19 protein-coding genes and 2 pseudogenes are annotated in these 18,661 nt (G+C 42.5%); 10 read left to right on the top strand and 11 right to left on the bottom strand.

Going from position 1 to position 18,661, the window contains the following annotated elements; translation table 11 throughout:
• Window positions 1–313: 313 nt before the first annotated feature.
• The 5 genes from VB775_RS08730 to VB775_RS08710 all read left to right on the top strand — a co-directional run bounded on the left by VB775_RS08730 (window position 314) and on the right by VB775_RS08710 (window position 1,678).
• A complete protein-coding gene (locus tag VB775_RS08730; RefSeq protein ID WP_281008781.1) occupies window positions 314–514 on the top strand; it encodes a DUF433 domain-containing protein in 201 nt (66 codons plus the stop codon).
• Between the two features lie 49 nt (window positions 515–563).
• Window positions 564–899: a nucleotidyltransferase domain-containing protein gene (locus VB775_RS08725; RefSeq protein WP_281008780.1), complete on the top strand. Its 336-nt coding sequence runs from the start codon at window positions 564–566 to the stop codon at window positions 897–899.
• A 54-nt stretch (window positions 900–953) separates the two neighbouring features.
• Complete coding sequence (locus VB775_RS08720; protein ID WP_323216733.1) at window positions 954–1,268, top strand: HEPN domain-containing protein; 315 nt, start codon at window positions 954–956, stop codon at window positions 1,266–1,268.
• 13 nt (window positions 1,269–1,281) lie between these two features.
• On the top strand, window positions 1,282–1,431 hold the full coding sequence (locus VB775_RS08715) for a hypothetical protein (protein WP_281008778.1): 150 nt from the start codon (window positions 1,282–1,284) through the stop codon (window positions 1,429–1,431).
• 142 nt (window positions 1,432–1,573) lie between these two features.
• A complete protein-coding gene (locus VB775_RS08710; RefSeq protein ID WP_323216732.1) occupies window positions 1,574–1,678 on the top strand; it encodes a hypothetical protein in 105 nt (34 codons plus the stop codon).
• On the opposite strand, the pseudogene VB775_RS08705 reads toward VB775_RS08710, so the two are convergent.
• The 4 genes and pseudogenes from VB775_RS08705 to VB775_RS08690 all read right to left on the bottom strand — a co-directional run.
• Window positions 1,673–1,915: pseudogene (locus VB775_RS08705) on the bottom strand (DUF2817 domain-containing protein); the annotation flags it as partial. The gene VB775_RS08710 and the pseudogene VB775_RS08705 sit on opposite strands and share 6 nt — an antisense overlap.
• Before the next feature lie 88 nt (window positions 1,916–2,003).
• Window positions 2,004–2,372 (bottom strand): annotated as a pseudogene (locus VB775_RS08700) (DUF2817 domain-containing protein).
• A gap of 216 nt (window positions 2,373–2,588) precedes the next feature.
• The gene (locus tag VB775_RS08695; protein ID WP_281008777.1) at window positions 2,589–3,632 is read right to left on the bottom strand and encodes a DUF2157 domain-containing protein; all 1,044 of its coding nucleotides are present in this window, start codon (window positions 3,630–3,632) and stop codon (window positions 2,589–2,591) included.
• Window positions 3,633–3,991: 359 nt separating this feature from the next.
• Window positions 3,992–4,180, bottom strand: coding sequence for a hypothetical protein (locus VB775_RS08690; RefSeq protein WP_281008776.1), 189 nt, complete (start codon window positions 4,178–4,180; stop codon window positions 3,992–3,994).
• Window positions 4,181–4,377: 197 nt separating this feature from the next.
• On the opposite strand from VB775_RS08690, the gene VB775_RS08685 reads away from it, so the two are divergent.
• Together VB775_RS08685 and VB775_RS08680 are read left to right on the top strand one after the other, a co-directional pair.
• On the top strand, window positions 4,378–7,827 hold the full coding sequence (locus tag VB775_RS08685; protein WP_281008775.1) for an NB-ARC domain-containing protein: 3,450 nt from the start codon (window positions 4,378–4,380) through the stop codon (window positions 7,825–7,827).
• Window positions 7,828–8,006: 179 nt separating this feature from the next.
• Window positions 8,007–8,345, top strand: a complete 339-nt coding sequence (locus VB775_RS08680; RefSeq protein WP_281008774.1) for a hypothetical protein — start codon at window positions 8,007–8,009, stop codon at window positions 8,343–8,345.
• 23 nt (window positions 8,346–8,368) lie between these two features.
• Here VB775_RS08680 and VB775_RS08675 read toward each other — a convergent pair whose 3' ends face one another.
• The 5 genes from VB775_RS08675 to VB775_RS08655 all read right to left on the bottom strand — a co-directional run bounded on the left by VB775_RS08675 (window position 8,369) and on the right by VB775_RS08655 (window position 12,203).
• A complete protein-coding gene (locus VB775_RS08675; protein ID WP_281008773.1) occupies window positions 8,369–8,668 on the bottom strand; it encodes a hypothetical protein in 300 nt (99 codons plus the stop codon).
• A 29-nt stretch (window positions 8,669–8,697) separates the two neighbouring features.
• Window positions 8,698–9,189 (bottom strand): phage tail protein, encoded by a 492-nt coding sequence (locus tag VB775_RS08670; RefSeq protein WP_281008772.1) that lies wholly within the window; start codon window positions 9,187–9,189, stop codon window positions 8,698–8,700.
• 59 nt (window positions 9,190–9,248) lie between these two features.
• Complete coding sequence (locus VB775_RS08665) at window positions 9,249–9,722, bottom strand: phage tail protein (protein ID WP_281008771.1); 474 nt, start codon at window positions 9,720–9,722, stop codon at window positions 9,249–9,251.
• 81 nt (window positions 9,723–9,803) lie between these two features.
• Complete coding sequence (locus VB775_RS08660; RefSeq protein WP_094535531.1) at window positions 9,804–10,277, bottom strand: phage tail protein; 474 nt, start codon at window positions 10,275–10,277, stop codon at window positions 9,804–9,806.
• A gap of 216 nt (window positions 10,278–10,493) precedes the next feature.
• Entirely contained in the window at window positions 10,494–12,203 is a 1,710-nt protein-coding gene (locus VB775_RS08655) for a phage tail sheath family protein (protein ID WP_281008770.1), read from the bottom strand.
• Window positions 12,204–12,607: 404 nt separating this feature from the next.
• On the opposite strand from VB775_RS08655, the gene VB775_RS08650 reads away from it, so the two are divergent.
• A complete protein-coding gene (locus VB775_RS08650) occupies window positions 12,608–13,306 on the top strand; it encodes a LuxR C-terminal-related transcriptional regulator (protein WP_094535529.1) in 699 nt (232 codons plus the stop codon).
• Window positions 13,299–14,561, top strand: a complete 1,263-nt coding sequence (locus VB775_RS08645; RefSeq protein ID WP_281008769.1) for a DUF4255 domain-containing protein — start codon at window positions 13,299–13,301, stop codon at window positions 14,559–14,561. Before VB775_RS08650 ends, VB775_RS08645 begins: the two co-directional genes overlap by 8 nt.
• A 141-nt stretch (window positions 14,562–14,702) precedes the next feature.
• Here VB775_RS08645 and proB read toward each other — a convergent pair whose 3' ends face one another.
• Both proB and cpdA read right to left on the bottom strand, forming a co-directional pair.
• Complete coding sequence (gene proB, locus VB775_RS08640; RefSeq protein WP_190577805.1) at window positions 14,703–15,836, bottom strand: glutamate 5-kinase; 1,134 nt, start codon at window positions 15,834–15,836, stop codon at window positions 14,703–14,705.
• A gap of 242 nt (window positions 15,837–16,078) precedes the next feature.
• A complete protein-coding gene (gene cpdA, locus VB775_RS08635) occupies window positions 16,079–16,891 on the bottom strand; it encodes a 3',5'-cyclic-AMP phosphodiesterase (protein WP_281008768.1) in 813 nt (270 codons plus the stop codon).
• Between the two features lie 534 nt (window positions 16,892–17,425).
• On the opposite strand from cpdA, the gene VB775_RS08630 reads away from it, so the two are divergent.
• On the top strand, window positions 17,426–18,661 hold the full coding sequence (locus tag VB775_RS08630; protein WP_281008767.1) for an HD domain-containing protein: 1,236 nt from the start codon (window positions 17,426–17,428) through the stop codon (window positions 18,659–18,661).

Genomic DNA, 18,661 nt, shown 5'->3' with positions numbered 1-18,661 from the left:
TCTTTGCTTCTTGATTACACTCTGTCATGAGAAAATACATCTATTATTATTCTGAAGAGCCTAATTCTAATAGCTTTTAGGCTCTTTTTCTTGTTCTCGTTCCCCTTGTCATGCATAATTCAGGCTAAGCATTCAGTAGTCAGGAATAAAAAACTTTAAAAGCCGAGATTCAGATCCCCGACTTTTTCTTTGCTGTCATAGACCATCTGCACTAGTCACAAAAAAAGTCGGGGATCTTTGCCTTCACAGATTACTTTTGTTGAAGAGATCTTAAAATTGTTAAAATCAAATTAGCACTTAGAGAAGTGATTACATGAACTGGGAAACCTATATCCACTCCGATCCCGATATATTATTCGGCAAGCCAGTCATCAAAGGCACAAGGCTTTCCGTCGAATTTATATTGGGCTTATTGTCCGCAGGTTGGACAGAACAACAAATATTTGAAAACTATCCTACCCTAAACCAAAATTCACTTAGAGCCGTATTTGCCTTTGCTACTGGAGCGAAATAGGTTACGACAATGAACATTGCGATCGCGGATAATCTCTTAAGGGAAAAATATGAATCAATCAACATTAGCACCAAAGTTAAATAGCCTATTAACAGAATTTCGAGAAGAACTGCAACACCTGTATGGCAGTAAATTCTTGCAACTGGTTTTGTACGGTTCACAGGCACGCAATCAAGCTACAACCGACTCAGACATTGATGTTGCCGTTATCCTCAAATCTCCCATCTCCCCTCCCACTGAGATTTTTCACATGGGCGCAATCAAATCTAGACTTAGCCTTCAATACGACGAACTCTTATCCGTAATTCCCATCTCAGAAGAAGACTTCAAAAACAAATCTACCCCACTTTTAAACAATATCCGTAGAGAAGGAATCGCTCTATGAGCCAAATCCAATTCTACATAAATCTATCTCAAGAAGAACTAGAAACAGCAACTCTTGGAAAGTAACCGTTATCGAGCCTCAATTTCACGGGCTTACTATTCAATGTACTTCGCAACTCAAGCCATTCTAATCTCTGAAAACATTAACGCCAGCACCCACAAAGGACTCATCAAACTATTTAGATTGCACTTTATCAAAACAAGCAAACTCTCTAATGAGCTTTCTGTTATCTTAGGTGATACCTACGATTTGAGACAACTAGCTGATTATGGCGAGGAAGTAGAACTAACTACAGAACAAGTAAAGATCACCCTACAAAACGCAAAGGATTTTTTATACCAAGTTAGAGACTATCTAAACTTATCATAGGCAATTTTCATGCATGTTTATACGAGAATATGCAGAAGCGCGGCAAAACTATCAACAGGCGATCGCGATCTGTATCGAATTTGGCGATCGCTTTTTGTTTGTTGATCTTGGTGCAAGTGGTTTTATTGGCATTCGGCAAGGAAATAAACAAATCGCCATCTAAATCAAACAGTTTCGCGGCCAGTCTCAAGTTAATGATTTAGAGAAAGCGATTATATTTATTGAACCTATTGGTAAACTAGCGATCGCTAAAATCCCGTTAAAACTTGTTATCGTAAATCTAGTTACTAAATCGGGATCGGCGTGTGCGTGGTAATTTGATTTATGTGAGTATCAAGGACAATAAAGTTTTAATTGAATATGATGGAATTGAGAGAGAAATTACTCAGGTAAGTTCCCCATTTTCCTAGGCCTGTGTGGAAATCAAGATGCAATACTTCTGAAGTATTACCGATCCATTGAGATAAATTTTCAGCAAGAACCTCTTGAGTTTTCGATGGAGCATTACCACCAAAGAAAAGCCCTTTTGGATAATCATATTGTCCTACGGGAAGAGTGTTCCTTAAACTAGTCATACCATACTTCAAGATTAGCCAAATAGCTTGCAATATATAGGGGTCAAACTTTGATGGTGGTGATGTTGGATTTAGGAACGCATTAAATTTAACGTGAGTTCGATATAGCCATTTGCGGCGTGCAAAGCACGCCGCAAATGGCGAAAAATGGTAAGAATCGCTAAGCGATTCTTACCATTTTTCGCTTTCGTCGAACTGACATTGCAAAGCCATAGGGATTTAGGGCATGAATGAGTACTACTCTCGTATCAGGCGATCGCGAAGTAATTATTTGCTGCTGTTCTAACAAAGCTAGTTGGATTGCTGAGCCTCAGAAGCCTTCTACACCATGGAACCCACTGGAAATTACTACGGTTCTTTTGGGGTTAGGTGCGCCTGCGATCGCCACATCAATTGTTAGTTCTTCACCATTTGGACTCACTCGATCAATTGGATAGGCTATGCAATCGTAACCACAAGCCAAAGACTTTGCTCGAAAGCGCTCCCGTGCGATCGCATAGTCTGGCGAAAATGCTTCTAAATAGCTCACAAATTTTTCACATCAAAATAGAACTTTAGCAAAAGTCAAAATATATTGACTGATAATCTCTTCATTCTTAGAGCGTGTTTGAGAAGTTTTTACCCCCTCTAACTCCCTCTTTACAAGGGGGAGAATCTGAGTTCCCCCCCTTTGCAAGGGGGGATTAAGGGGGGTAAAAGCAGAAATTTACGCTAAATAAGAGACTTCTTAAACACGCTCTCAGACTCAAATATCCTTTGGCAAAATTTGTAGCAAAGATTCAGGAAGGATACGATGTAACCACTTTTCCCAATTTGTGTAATTTTTTTGGTATTGTATCCCAGCAAAAATTATGAAAACACCAACAAAAGAAAGCGCGATCGGAAACAGTAGCGAATTACTAAATACTGTGTATGCAAGATGTCCTACATAACCGATCACTCCCATAGCGCCGAAGATGACAAATACACGTCTTCTGAGCAAAACAGAGAGAAGAATCAAAAACAGATTAATTAGGAAATAGAGGAATCTCTCCCATTCGCCACCAGAATTCATCAGCGTTAAACCTCCCCAAAAAGCCATTAGTCCAGACAAGTATAGCCAAAAGGCAAAGTCACCCTGACTGCGGCGGATGTGCCGATCAATGAAAAAAGCAATGACGACAGTGGCTATGCCAAACCAGAAAGAAACTAGACATCGCTCATTCCAAGCAAATTCATTTTTACCAAAAATCAACGGTGTCAAATCCATTGACATGTACCATAGCGAGTAAGCGATCGGCATTGTTAGGAAGGGAAAGCGAATCCACCAAAGGGCAAGCATCCCAGCGAGAACTGTGCCTAATTCCATGTAAAACCAACTAGCTTTTACCCACATATGGTAGTTGCGATAGCTACCAGGATCTCCACTTGGCCAGATACCCGTCATGCGCTGAAAACCATAAATTGCAAGTGGAACCATGCATACAGCAATAGTTGTGAGCAAACCTCCAGGAACTTTTAGTCCGCGATCAAACCACAAGTGTCGTCCAGCACGAGCAAAAATTAAGATGTAAATGCAAGATAGGGCGAAGATACCCAGTCCACCCAGTGATGCCCAAGCAAGGGTCAGAAAGAAAAACATCCCAAAAATGATGATGAGTGCGCCAAAGTAGTAGGACACGTTAGCAAAATCAAATTTTGGTACGTGCTGTTTCCTTACAAGTAAAGCCTGCCAGAGACTATCAGCTACATTTGCATCGATCAAATCTTGGTCAACAGCCCAGTCTAGATCCTCTTTTTCAATTTGCATGGGTATCTTCCTCCAATAATGTTTATGAATAACGACAATCTATAAATTTGTCGAGGTTTCACTTCTTAATCATATAGAACCGCTTGCCATTTATTATTTGTATATTGATCGCTAAATTTTGAGTTACTTGACTGATGTTACGTGGAAGGAATTCCTGCGATCCTCAAGGTTGGGGGCTGGCACGGGGGCGCAGCCCCTACAAAACATGAATTTCTCAGGTAGGGGCAATGCCCCCGTGCTTGCCCTGTTACTCTAGCAGCAAGAGATTCATCATCTGCGTTCCACGTAACATCAGTTACTTGATAACACATTGTTTTATTTCAATCTCTCATGAATATGTAAATGAGAACCTGTGCATTTCACCAATACCAACGCATTGCGTTGGCTAAGTCAGCGATGGAGTAAGAATATGTAGGTACTTGAGAAGTATAAGAATTGACTTGGCGATCGCTGTAGGTTTGTGCCATGACAACGACTGGTAAGGCTAACGATAGCGAGATGATGATTGCCTTAACTTGAAATCCCTTGAGCCAAAAATTCTTGTTCATGTCTAACTCCGATTAGCTATAAATAACGCTTGTTTAATAGAATGCCTGAGCTAACTTGTACTAAAGACTCACTTTTAGGATCGGTAAAAGGATCGCTAATGGGATCGGTATTTTGCGATCGCGATTACTTCGATCTGTAAAATAGGGCTAGCCAACTCATTGAGAGTGCTAGCCCTTTAGAACTATGGCAAAAAAATATGGCAAAAGCGTCTAAACGAGGACAGCAAATACTCAAGGATAAATTACGTCAGCTTGGACTGTCCCAGACTGCTAGCCAAGTCTTAGAAAAAGCGGGATCGATTGGTGTCGCCAAACGTTTCTTTCAAGGGGATGACATTCGCCAAGATACCTTCATACAGCTTTGTCAATTTTTGGGTATAGATTGGCAAGAGGCGATCGCAAAGACTCCGCAAGTTGATTTAAAAGAGGCTCAACAGGTAGGTAATTTCTATGGACGTACTACTGAACTGCAACAGCTAGAGCAATGGGTAATCAGCGATCGCTATCAAATTGTCACCATTTTGGGCATGGGCGGCATGGGCAAAACTTCCCTAGCATCACAACTCGCCCATCAATTAAAAGAAGAATTTGAATTTACGATCTGGCGATCGCTACGTAATGCCCCATCTTTTGCAAGCATCCTCACCGATATTTTGCAATTTCTCTCTCACCCTCAACCGCTCGAACTACCAGATAATTTACCCGCACAACTTGACCTGCTGATGCGCTATCTAGATGCGCGGCGATGTTTGTTAGTGATTGATAACTGGGAGTCGATTCTGAGCGATCGCTCTGGCTATCTCTCTGGCTATCGATCTGGTTATGAAGGCTATGGTGATTTGATTAGATATATTGGGGAACGTAATCATCAAAGCTGCTTAGTGGTTACCAGTCGCGAAGCACCGCCAGAATTATCGAGATTGATGGGAAGCTCAGTGCGATCGCTGCCTTTATCGGGCTTATCACAACAGGATGGCTTGCAGATATTGGCGAGAGAATCTATGAGGGCAAACGATGCCGAATGGCAGGAAATCATTACCCACTATGCGGGAAATCCTCTAGCTCTAAAAATTGTCGCCGCAGGGATTCGCGATTTACTGGGTGGCGATGTCTCGCAAATGCTAGCCTTAATGCGAGAGGGGGGGCTGACTTTTGGAGATATCCAAGATCTGCTCCAACGTCAGTTTTTGAGACTATCGGAGTCTGAGCAAGAAGTAATGTACTGGTTAGCGATCGCCCGTGAGCCAATATCAGTAATTGCCCTAAAAGAGAATTTGCTGTCCATAGAATCAAAGCAAAAACTGATTGTGACTCTGGAATTATTGAAAAAGCGATCGCTCATAGAAGTTATGGCTAATGGGTTTACACTCCAGCCTGTAGTGATGGAATATGTCAATTATCAATTCATTGACAAGATCTGTCAGGAGATTAACTTCACCGAACAGAAGATAAATCTACTCCATAGTCATGCCCTCATCGAAGCCACAGCGAAAGACTATATTCGTGATGCTCAAATTCGGTTTATCCTTCAGCCCATTGCCGATAAGTTAGGTTATCAAGCAATCGCCACAACTCTAACTCGACTGAAAGCGGAGACTGTACCAAAGCAAGGATATGCAGGTGGCAATCTTGTTAACCTGCTCTGTTGTCTAAATATTGATCTAACTGGTTATGACTTCTCTAATTTATCCATTTGGCAGGCTGATCTCAGAGAAGTGGAACTTCCTCAAGTTAACTTTACTAACTGCGATCTTGCCAGATCGGCTTTTAGAGTGACTTTTAGTAGTGTGATAGCGACAGCCTTCAGTCCCGATGGCAAGATTATAGCAACTAGTGACGTAAGGGGCTGGATTTATCTTTGGCGAGTTGCTGATGGTAGTCAACTGCTTAAAACTCCTGCTCATAGTGAATTTATATTTTCTCTAGCATTTAGCAAGGATGGGCAAATGCTTGCTAGTGGAGGTCTCGATCGCATGGTGAAGTTGTGGAACGTGAATACAGGAGCATGTTTACTTTCGATAGAAGCCCATGCACTTGGGGTAGCCAGTATTGCCTTTAGCCCTGACGATCTGCTGATAGCCAGTGGTGGTGGCGATCGCACGGTCAAACTCACCGAAGTCGCAACGGGCAAATGCATGACGACCCTAGAGGGACATGAGCAGATCGTGCGATCGGTCGCCTTTAGTCCTGATGGGCAAATGATTGCTAGTTGCAGCTTGGATCGCACCATTAAACTATGGAGTGTATTAACTGGAGAATGTGTTCGCACAATTGTTGATACTAATGCTGTCTACTCTGTTGCCTTTGCGCCACAAAGCGATCGCTCCGATGGACAGATTGCCAGCGCTGGAGAAGATTGCCTTGTCAAGATTTGGGATATTCATACTGGCAAAATCGTGAAAGCGATCGCAGGACATCAAAAACAGATTTGGTCGATTGCTTTTAGTGCCGATGGTCAAATGCTGGTGAGTGCAGGTGATGATGAAACTGTGAAGCTTTGGTCAGTAGATACAGGCGAAGTAATTAGAACCTTATATGGTCACAAAAATCGCATTTGGTCAGTGACCTTTAGTCCCGATGCGAAAACTTTAGTTAGTGGTAGTGATGATCGGATTGTGAAGTTGTGGGATGTAGATACAGGTCAATGTATCAGAACGATTCGGGGATATCATAAAGCTACTAAACCTGTTGCCTTTAGTCCTGACAATAAGCTTCTCTTTTCCTTTAGCTATGAAGAGCAGAGCGTGAGGGTTTGGGATGCTCAGAATGCAAAATGTTTGAGAAATTTTGATCTCGGCACATCTGGAGTGATGCAAGTTGCCTTTAGCCCTGACCAGCAAACCTTTGCCTGTGGTAATTATGACCATACCATCAAGATCTTTAATGTCAAAAATGGAACCTGCACGCAAATTCTCCAAGGGCATTCCGCTTGGGTAAGATTTGTTGCTTTTACTGCTAATGGTGAAATCTTAGCTTCTGGAAGTGGTGACCAAACCATCAAACTTTGGCATCTCCCAACTTCAAAATGCTTAAATACTCTGCATGGTCATCATAGCCCTGTCCAAGCTCTAGCGATCCATCCCAAGGTTGAAATCCTTGCTAGTGGTAGTTGGGATGGCATGATTAAAATTTGGGATTTGCGATCGCAGGAATGTTTAATAACACTATCAGAACATAGCGATCGCATCGAAAGTTTAGCTTTTAGTCAAGATGACATATTAATTAGTGGCAGTATGGATCACTCTCTTAAGTTCTGGAATCTAACAACAGGATTTTGTGTAAGCACTCTCCCCAGCCAATTCCCAGTCTGGACAATAGCCTTAAATCCTAAATTATCAATCCTTGCCTTTGGAGGATATGCCGCCGAGGTAAAGCTCTGGTGTTTGCAGACTAATCAGTACCTCAACAATTTAAAAGAAAAATTAGATATTGGCTATATGGGAGATGTGATTTTCAGTGCTGATGGACAGATTTTAGCTAATGGAAGTGAGGATGGAGTGACTAGACTTTGGGATTTGCAATCTGGCAAAAGGCTCCAATCATTGAAAATTCCTAAACCCTATGAAGATATGAATATTGCTAGGATCAAGGGATTAACTGCTGCTCAAAAATCTACACTTAAAGCATTAGGAGCAGTTGATCTGTAATACAGCTATTACCGATCAAAGGAACCATAAGAATTTTGTAAAAGTGTTGCGAAGCAACACTTTTACAAAATTTTTGGTTCGGGTTTGAGCGCAAAGTGCTGTTGGAAAGCGATCGCCACGATATAATAGTGATCCCGAAGTTTGGGTCGATGGAGTCCCTAGCAGTTTAGGATCATCATATGCTTACTTATTCATTGTTAGAAAAAGTCTTAATCAGGCTCGGATATGCTGTAGATTTTAATCTTCGTTATCACGCTAAACTAACTGCTTTTATTCCTGTTGATGGTTATGAATCAGATATAGAGCTTGAATTTCGGGAGGGATATACTAGCGAATTAGGCGATCGCGATGCTTTACTCCAACTAGAATGGCTGATGGCTGATGGCGAAAGTTGTCTAGTTTTAGATAACAACTCTTTGGAGGCGATCGATGAAGTTCCCCATATATTTCCAACGGAAAAGTTAATTTTGAGAAAGGTATTTGACCAGATATTAGAGGAAATTGCTAAGGACGCATAAATTCGTGACGGTCAAAAGACTTCCTACTCAGAATCTTCTAGTTCATTAATCTGACGATAAAACTTTTGCAAATAACTAAGATCAATGGCAAATAAATTTTCGATGACCATTGAACTGATCTCTTCTAACCCACCTAATTTTGTAATTACCCTAGACAAAATAATTACTGTTGCGTAAGCAGGATTATTCCTAACACGAGGATCTCGCATCGGTGTAATCTCGTCGATTGCCCTTGATAGTCGCATTACACCTTTACGATGTAGATTCCCATCACCATCTACGTAGCCCTTGGGTAGCGTAAATTCAAACTCTGTTTGAATCATATTTAAACCATATGTGTTTAGTTAATCTATTAATTAATCCGTAAAAAGTCACTAACGCATAACTCTACCTCAGTAATCGCAAATTCGCTAGCATCAGCTTTAAATTCGGAAATTTTGTAACGCATCGGCCAAGCGCCATTAAATCGAAACCTTGCTTTTTCTATTGAAGCTTGGTCATAAATAGTGATATCACCATCTCGTAGTTGTTGCGCCCAGTTACCATCTTCCACTGCTTTTAACCATTTCCACATGGTCATGGAAATATTCAATCCTTGTTTGAGCGTAATATTCTCACTTTTGACATTTCCTGGAAGCTTTGTACGGATAACCCGTCCTTTTGTCGAACCACTCCTCCCCCATACTTGCGGAGTAACTTCAACAATTTCAATCGCTTCTTGACTTCGAGACAATCCGCTACATTCCATAAAGTAGCCATCAATTTGTTCTAGACTGCCCTGTAAAGTAATTTCTACATAAAATTTAGACTTAGCTAAAAATTCTATTTGCTGTTCTTCTGACATACAACCTACCTTCTGGAAATTTAGTATGAGTGGCGCAGAACACCACTCATACGCATCTTTTATGTTTTGCGATGCAAAGATTCATAGACAAACTCGATCGTCTCGGTTGCTAGACCCTCAGCACCAGCTTCTAGCTTAGTTGATTTATAGCTGGAAGGCATTACCCCAGTTAATTCCCAAGTTGCAGCAGCCTCGCCGCCTTGATTGTAAAGAGTGATCGTACCTGTTTTGCGCTCACCCTTAGTTTGGGTTCCACCACCACCGAGTGCTTCGGAATGTGAGGCGCTGTACCATTTAATTAGGCGATCGTCGCCAAGGGTACAGACAAATTCAACTGTAATATTGCTATTGCTTGTACCTGTGACAGTTGCTTGAATAACTGACTTACCACTCTTGGATACTCCATAGGATTTACTGTCCCCTGCGGTTTGCAGAGTTGAACCAATACCCCCTACGCTTTTAACAACTAGGTCATCCAAACCCGATAAGTTAAAGTAGTATTTAGAGCAGGCTAAAATTTCACCTTTTGCCATAGTTGATTGACCTCATCCTAAGTTCTATATCAAAACCAAAACCAAAAAATTTAAAATCAACTCACATGTCAGTAGATCTCTCTACTTAACGCGGTTGATTTGCTCGGCGATAATTTCAAAGGTCTCAACAGCCAGATCCTTACTTTCAGAATTAAAGTCGCTGACCTTGTAAGACTTAATCCAACAATTAGTTAAACTCCAACGAATTGCTTCATTATCTTCACTATCGTAAGCAACGATTGATCCGTTCTTACGGCTGGAAGACCATTTACCTTGTCCCCCTTCACTCTTGGGCATAGTTGCTAACATCCAATTGTAAAAGTCCATGTCGCCTTCGGTGACATAGACTTCAATGGTGACATTGGGGTTTTCTTCAAAACCTGCTGACGTACTCTGCCAAATGGTCTTACCACCTTTGGTTGAGGCTAGAGGCTTTTCATGTCCTGCGGTTTGCCCTGTAAAGGTAACTTCAGAAACACTTTTAATCAACTTGTCAGTCAGTCCATCAAATTCTACATAGTATCGACTAGTAGGAATTGGTATAAGTTCAGCCATTCTTCCTCCTTGAAATCTGAGTTATAGGTCTGTGCTGATTGTTAACTATTTTAAAATCTAAAGCCATAAATCTGTAAGAATCACAGCACAAATCTTAAAAAAGCAAAATCTAATAAAGAAACAATTTTTTGTGGAGTGGCTAAGCCGCTCCACAAAAAATCTTTCACTGCGAGTCTATAAGAAGAACATCCTATGGATGTTCTTCTTATTAGATAATTAGCTGTTAGGCGACCACTGACTGACGCGGAAGATCACAAATTCAGCAGGACGGACAGGACAAATACCGACCTCAATGTATAGCCGACCCATCATCATCGTTTCATGGGTATTGAGGGTGGCATCACATTTGACATAAAACGCTTCTGAGGATGCGCCGCCAAATAAAGCCCCATTCCGCCAAAGTCCTTCTAAGAAGTTACTGACAGTACGAGTTACTCTTGCCCATAGGTCAGTATCGTTAGGCTCAAATACCACCCATTGAGTCCCAATTTCAATTGATTTCTCAATATAGCTAATCAGACGGCGGACACTGATGTAGCGCCATTGAATGTTGTCTGGCTCGACCAAGGTACGTGCGCCCCATACCTTGAAGCCGCGATTGTAGCTAGCAAAGTTACGAATGCAGTTAATACCGATGGGGTTGAGCATTTCTTGCTCGCGCATGTTGGTTTCGTAGGCTAAGCCAAGCACACCTCTAGGAGTGTCGTTGGCGGGAGCCTTGAAGATACCGCGTGATTGGTCAGTGCGACACCATAGACCCATGACATGACCGCAAGGAGGAACGTAGGATGGCTTGCCGCCTTTGCGAGGGTTTGCGACTTTGATCCAAGGGTAATAGAGTGCGCCAAACATGGAGCGACGGTTGAACATGCTCAACCATTGGGCTACGTCTTGAGGTTTTTGGCGATCGGGTGGTACAGCTTCCATGCCTTTGGAGGGCTTGATCGGTGGGGGATCAATCACTGCCATGCGGAAGGCAGGCCCTGGGAAGGAGTTTTCGCACATGCTGAGCATCATTTCCATGACCCCATGTACTTGATCGATGTCGATCAGACCAGCTTCATAGACGCGCATAAGGTCCGGGCAAGCAATCATCGCTGTTTCATCGATTTCAAACATGCCTTGAATGCCAGTGCGATCGTCTCTTTGTCCTAGCAAGTCACGCGCAAAGCGATCAACGGTGGAAATGTAAGGAGGTGGCGCAATCTCATAAGCTCCGTTAGCGGGACGACGAGAGAGTGGTTGTCCGCTGGTAGAAATGTCGGCGATGGTGACATATTCAGAATCAGCGATCGCCGTTACTACATAGTCAGCAACATCGGGCGCAACCTGTGGATTCATCGAGACATGTTCGTATTTCTCCAATTCTTGTCCGCCTTGGACAACAACAACGTTGAAGAATTCACCAGTATTTAAGGGTGGCTCGGCATCGGCAGGAGCGTCTTCGGGTAATGGCTTGGGAGTGCTTTCTTGAATGATGACTTTGATGCGATCGCCCGTTGAAGGTAACGCTAACTGGCTCTCAGAAGCATCGGCTGGCTTGATGTTAAACATCAAGGTGGGCTTGTTATTTGATGTGCCAATGCGAAGTGCGGTTGCTTCAGGGGCTGGAGGCTCAGATCCAGGCAGTTTTGTGCCAATGCTCGTTACCCAGCAGCGTCCACCGCCATTGACAAACCAACCATTAACAGCGAAGGGCAAGTAAGCATCGAAGTCGGTGTAACCATCAGAACCAGGAGCTGCAAAGTATTCACGATACTGATCCCATGATGTAACCATCATTGGTTTAAACAGATCAGCATCACCGCGAACGTCTTCGGTAAATCCGATAAAGCCCGCCACACTGAGGCTGATGCCTTCAATGGGACGACTGCCTTTATCAACCTCTTCGACGTATACGCCCGGGGCGAAGTAGTCTAGTGCCATATGCCACCCTTTAACTATGTCTATAGACGTATACAGTAGGGATGATCGAAATTAAGGGTTATTAGACTTTAGTCTATACTTCTAAGTAAGGATGAGATTCTCTAAAGCTCTTGAAGTTATAGCGGTAGACAATTATGTTAAGAAAAACCCAAAACCCAAAAGAGAGTTGCGGCGCTATGCGCCACAACTCTCTTTTGGGTTTATGTCTTAACTGAAATGGATATAGCTATAACTACAAATCAATTGCTAAGAATTAAAAAGAGATCTGTTACTCTCTTCCCACCAAAGAAATATACATCAAAAATCAATAATTAGCGTTGCGGCGCGTTGCGCCGCAACGTATAATTCTTCACTGGGAAGGGAGTAAGAATTGCTAAAAATCAATGATCGATGACCACTGATCTATGACAACAACGGCTCAAATAGTATCGGTTTTATTGGTAGAAGATGACTCTGATTTTCGTCGGGGTTTACATACATTACTGAGTTTTTATAGTGATGATTGTTATCTTCAGTTTAAGATTGTCGGAGAAGCAACTTCTTGTGTTCAAGCGATTAAACTAGTAGTCGAGCAGAAGCCTTCTTTAATTCTTTTGGATGTCAAACTCGATTTAAAATTACCCGAAGATAGCGGGTTAAAAGTATTGATGGATCTTAAAAAGTTAGACTATCATGGCAAGGTTTTAATTTTGTCATCGCATCGTGAAGATGAATTAGTATTTAGATCGATGCAGTTGGGAGCTAGAGGATATGTGGCGAAAGATCGCATTGGCAGTCAACTTTATGAGGCAATTTCGACAGTTATGAATGATGAAATCTTTTTGCCCCCCGATATTGCCACGAGTTTCTTTCGGATTTTTCATTTCTATGCAGGGCGATCGCTACAGGGACATTCCACTATCCATCTCACCGATCGCGAACAGGAGGTATTGAACTGGTTGATTAAGGGAGCCTCTAACGAAGATATCTCTCGATATCTACATGTGACGATCGCTACAGTCAAAGCGCATCTCACTAGTGTATTTGAGAAGTTGGGTGTGGCTAGTCGGACACAGGCGATCGTCAGAGCTTTGAAATTAGGTTTGGTGAGTGCAGATGAGTAATTATTTAGCGATCGCGACGGTAACGGCAACTTTACAAAGGGTCTTGCAAACAGTGATTCAGCAGGATATTGAAGGAGCACGAGCCACCACTTTACCTCCAGGAGGAATTTCTACGGGTGCGCCAGAAGTGGGAGTAAATATTTTCTTGTATCAAGTAACCAGTAATTCTTCTTTAGCTAACTATGACTCCACTCCTAATCGTACCAAGGGAAATCCCCTTAATCGTCAAGTGGCGATCGATCTTTTTTACATGATGAGTTGCTATGGCAATGATGCGGAACTACAACCTCAGAGGGTTTTGGGAAGTGTGGTAAGTACCCTTGTTGACAAGCGAATTCTTACACCTGAACTGATTCGTTCTACCTGCAATGATTCTACATTCCCATTTCTAGCTGCTTCCGATCTTGCTGATCAGATTCAACAGGTTCATATTGTGCCTGTGGATATTTCACTGGAGGATCTATCTAAGGCTTGGTCAGTATTTTATCAAGTTCCCTATGTATTATCGATCGCCTACCGTGCTTGTCTGGTAATCGTCGAAGGTCGGGAAAACTTCCAGAGAGCCTTACCAATTCGCGATGCTTCCCCCGCAGGGCTGGCTCCGTTTCCTGCATCACCCTACATTGAGCAAGTCGTGGCTCAGGGTAGTCGATTTGAGCCGATTGTGATCGGTAGTGTGATGATTATTCGTGGGCGCAACCTCCAAAGTCAGACAGTAGAAATCCATGTTGGGGATTTAGTAATTAGTCCTACTTCCGTACAAGCTCGCGAAATTATTTTTTCTCTGGAGGATATGGATTTACCCCAGATCCAAGCTGGAGTGCAGAGTTTGCAAGTAATCCATCGAATCGGTAGCACTTCACCGTTAATTACTAATGCGATCGCCTCAAATGTGATGCCTTTTGTCCTCTGTCCGACGATTGTGAATGTATCTGTGACCCAGTTAGAAGAGATCGAAGATAATTTGCGATCGGCGGTAATTGTAGTTCAGTTAGATGTATTAGTACGGGAGAAACAAAAAATAGTCTTAGCCTTGAATGAATGGACATCTGATAATCCATCCATCTATCTATTTGATCGTCCTCCTTTGCCTAGTACTGTTTCCACCATTGAGATGCCAATTGCGAATATTAAGGCAGGTGAGTATCTGGTGCGGATACGGATTGATGGTGCTGAGAGTAAGTTGGGTGTAGATGATGATCCTGATAGTCCAACGTACAATTGGTACAATAGTCCCAAAATAGTTATTACATAAGGGCTTCACCGTAAAATAAGGAACCGATTTTTGATGGCGCGGCTTCGCCGCGCCATCAAAAATCGGTTCTTTATTAAATTGCAGAGTCCTAAGGGCTTTGCCTTTAAATCAAAAAAAAACGGCGTAGCCGTTTTTTTTGATTTAAAGGCTCACTAAATTGTCTCGATGAATTACTGTCTCTTCGCCATCAAAGCCTAGTAATTTAGGAATGTCTTCTGATTGAGAACCAAGAATGCGAAGGATATCACTGCTGCTGTAGTTAGAGATACCCCTCGCGACTTCTTTGCCATCGCGATCGCACAAACTTACGGACTCATTCGCCTCAAACTTTCCTTCTACTTGCGTAATTCCCGCAGGTAAGAGCGATCGCCCTTTGCGAATAACCGCCTGTACGGCTCCATCGTCTAAGAACAACTTGCCCAAGGGAACCATTCCATAGGCAATCCAGCGTTTACGGGCATTCACTGTTTTCGGTTGAGCCGCGAATTGCGTACCGAAATTCTCGCCACGAAGAATCGCTGACAGGCGATCGGGAAAAGCACCTCTGGTGATTACTGTACGAACTCCAGCCGCCGAGGCAATGCGAGCTGCATCAAGTTTTGTGGTCATGCCGCCAGTTCCCCATTGTGTACCACCACCTTGAGCGCCTAATGCTTGTTTCTCACCGATCGCTTGTCTGAGTTCTTGAAGTTCTGAATATTCCACAAACTCAATCGGCTTGGCTTCAGGATTTTGGCGTGGGTCATCGGAATAAAGGCGATCAACATCGGTTAATAGAAATAACCAATCAGCCTCGACCAGACTAGCTACTAGAGCCGATAGCGTATCATTATCACCAAACTTTAATTCATCGACAGCAACCGTGTCATTCTCATTCACAATTGGCACTACGCCCATTTCCAGTAATTCATGGAATGTGGCATGGACATTCATGTAATGCTGTCGCTGAATCAGGTTGCCGCGTGTTAATAAAACTTGAGCGACGGGCTGTTGCAAAGAGCCAAAAAAGTCGTCATAAATCCTGATTAAGCGCCCTTGTCCTACGGCTGCGACGGCTTGCTTTTTGGAGATTTTGCGCGGACGTTGTTTTAGCCCTAGCCTGCCACAGCCAATGCCCACCGCACCCGAAGAAACTAAGACAACGCTATGTCCTTCCCGTCGTAGATGCACGATCGCTTCAACTAATTTGGCGATCGTCGCTAGTTGTAAATCTCCTGATTCGGGATCACTAAGGCTAGACGTGCCAATTTTAATAACAATGATCTGCGGTTGCATTTGTAAAGAGTAGGATAAAAAATCGCTAGATTTTTTATCCTACAGTGCTTTGCGCTGAAATAAAACCCAATATTTATGTTGAGAGTGTTGCAAAGCAACACTCTCAACATAAATATTGGATTTTGATAGAAAGCAAAGACATGGGCTTGGAGACCAAGCCCCTTCATTTTTGGATAGGTAGGGGCTTGGTCTCCAAGCCCTCTTTCAAAAGGACATTAAAAGGTCAGAAATAGTTTGTAATTTTAATAGCCGATCGCTGCGAGATCAGGATGGAAACTGCCAACTTTGAGACGATGGACTTCTGTTTCCATTACTCCATTGGGATAGAGACGTAAATGGCGAAATCCGGGAGGTTGACTGTCAATTTGAAACTTGGGATTTTGTGGCTCAAATTGAATGCAAGTTGAAGGAGTCACCAAACAGCGCACAGAATTATGGGGGGTTTCATAAACTTGATCAAAGTCTTGATGGGCATGTCCATTCAAGACAACTTCTATTTGCGGATGGCGATCGCATATTTCCCAGAATTGATCTTGATTTTCCAAACAAATACCATCCATCCATTTAGAACCAAGTGGCACAGCAGGATGATGAAAGGCGATTAAAGTAGGGCGATCAGGATATGCGTTAAGAGTATCTTCTAGCCATAATAGTTCTGATGGTGCTAAGTATCCATGGACTGCTCCCACAACAACCGAGCTAAGTAACAAAATTCGCCACTTACCAACATCTAGAGAGCGGCTGAGGTGAACGTATTCGCTAGGTAAATGGGTTTGCATTAAGGACAAATCATCATGATTACCAGCTAAGCAATAGGAATGAATCCCAAACTTATCCAGCGATCGCCGCAAGCGATCGTATGATGTTGCACTACCATCTTGAGTCAAATCCCCCGTCAAAAGCAATAAATCAATCTGTGACAAGGTTCTTTTAACATTAATTAAAACCTCTTGAAAAGAGGCTTCTGTTTGGATGCCAACCAGAGACTGTTTGATATCTTCAAATAGATGAATATCAGTTAGTTGTGCAATGGAAACGAAACTACCATAATTCATTGTATTCTTTATACTACCTAGGCTTGTACAGATAAGCTTTACAGCATTTTGCGCTCAAACCTGAACCAACAATTTTTTTGAAAGTGTTGGTTCTCAAAACTTTCAAAAAAAATTGTTGTGGTTTTTTGATCGGTAATTGCTGTAAGTAGCAACTATTTATTTCTATTGTTATATAGTTACTTTTTGAGAATACTTTGATGCATCTAAGAAAGTAATAACTGCTCAGCCCATAGAGCAGAAGACCTGATTTTTGATCTGTTTATATTGTTGTTTGCAAATTATTTGAAGGATTATCAAAAAACTAAGGCAAAAAGCAGATGTAAGAATCATATGTCTGCTTATTAACTTATGATATCTGTAGTCAATGCAATGTGATTTGTATCACAGCACATCTAAACTCTAAGTAGATACTCCTGCGGTGCGGCGCGAGGCGGTGCATCGCTAATCCTTTGGTGAGAAGGTAGGCATAATTAATTTTAAACCCAATCCCGTAAGGTTGCATCCCTGCGGGATGCAACCTTACGGGATTGGGTAATGTATTCTGCACAGGTACTTATGCTATTTGGCAAGTCTCGAACCTATAACGATCCTATCCATGGCGCGATTACTCTTGATGGCAACGATCTCACTGAATCTCTACTAATTCAACTAATTGATACACCTGAATTCCAGCGCTTGAGACGGATTCGTCAGCTTGATATTGCTTACTTTACATTTCATGGGGCTGAGGGTTCACGATTCACCCATTCCCTAGGTGTAATGGCTTTGACCCGTCGCGCCTTTGATGCGATCGCCACTAAATATCCTTACCTGACAATCCATCGGACAGTTGTATTAGTTGCGGCGTTGCTTCATGATCTTGGGCATGGAGCCTATAGCCATGCATCGGAAGAAGTGTTTGGGAGTAATCATGAAATATGGACTTTACGATTATTAAAGTTCGGCAAAATTGCGGAGGTTCTCAATAACTTTTCGACGGACTTAATTACTGAATTAGAAAAGGTATTTACCAAAAAATATGCAGTGCCATTAATCTATCAGCTAGTTTCTAGTCAAATCGATTGCGATCGCCTTGATTATCTAGAACGTGATAGTTATTTCACGGGTGCTAAATATGGACAGTTAGATCTTGATCGCATTTTATTAGCTCTACGTTTTGATCCAATTTCGCAGAACTTAGTGATTGGGCGGAAGGGAATGGTAGCGATCGAGCATTATTTGACGGTGCGCTATTTTATGTATTTGCAGGTATACAACCATCCCAAAAACCTAGCGGCAAGATTTTTGTTAGAAAGGATTTTTCGGAGGGCAAAGATTTTAATTTCTGCGGGAGAAATATTTAGCGATCGCACCATGACCGCTTGGCTAACTCAAGATCCGCAATCGCTTACCTGTGAGGAATATTTCGCCTCCGATGACACTGTGTTTGCCTATCATATGCATCGATGGCGCGACAGCAGCGATCGCACACTTGCAGATTTATGCCGTCGTTTTTTAGATCGCGATTTATTCCGAGCTACGGATATTTCGCATTTAGATGACATTCAGCAGCAAGAGAGTCTCGAAAGTTGGCGCGAGAAACTAATTTCTCAAGGGCTAGAGCCTAAGTACTATTGTGGAATTCGGGTGGCGCGGACTAAGGGGTATAGCATTTACAAACAAGGGATCAATGTCCAGACGGAGCAAGGTTTACAGGATATTGCAAGATTATCACCACTGGTACAGGCGATCGTGCAGCCAATTCAAAGAGCATGGCTAGTGCATCCTTGA

It is taken from the genome of Pseudanabaena sp. CCNP1317 (genome assembly GCF_034931345.1).
GTDB classification, from domain to species: Bacteria; Cyanobacteriota; Cyanobacteriia; order Pseudanabaenales; family Pseudanabaenaceae; genus Pseudanabaena; species Pseudanabaena galeata.
The sequence above is the reverse complement of the archived record's forward strand: the minus strand, read 5'-3'. Positions and strand labels throughout refer to the sequence as shown.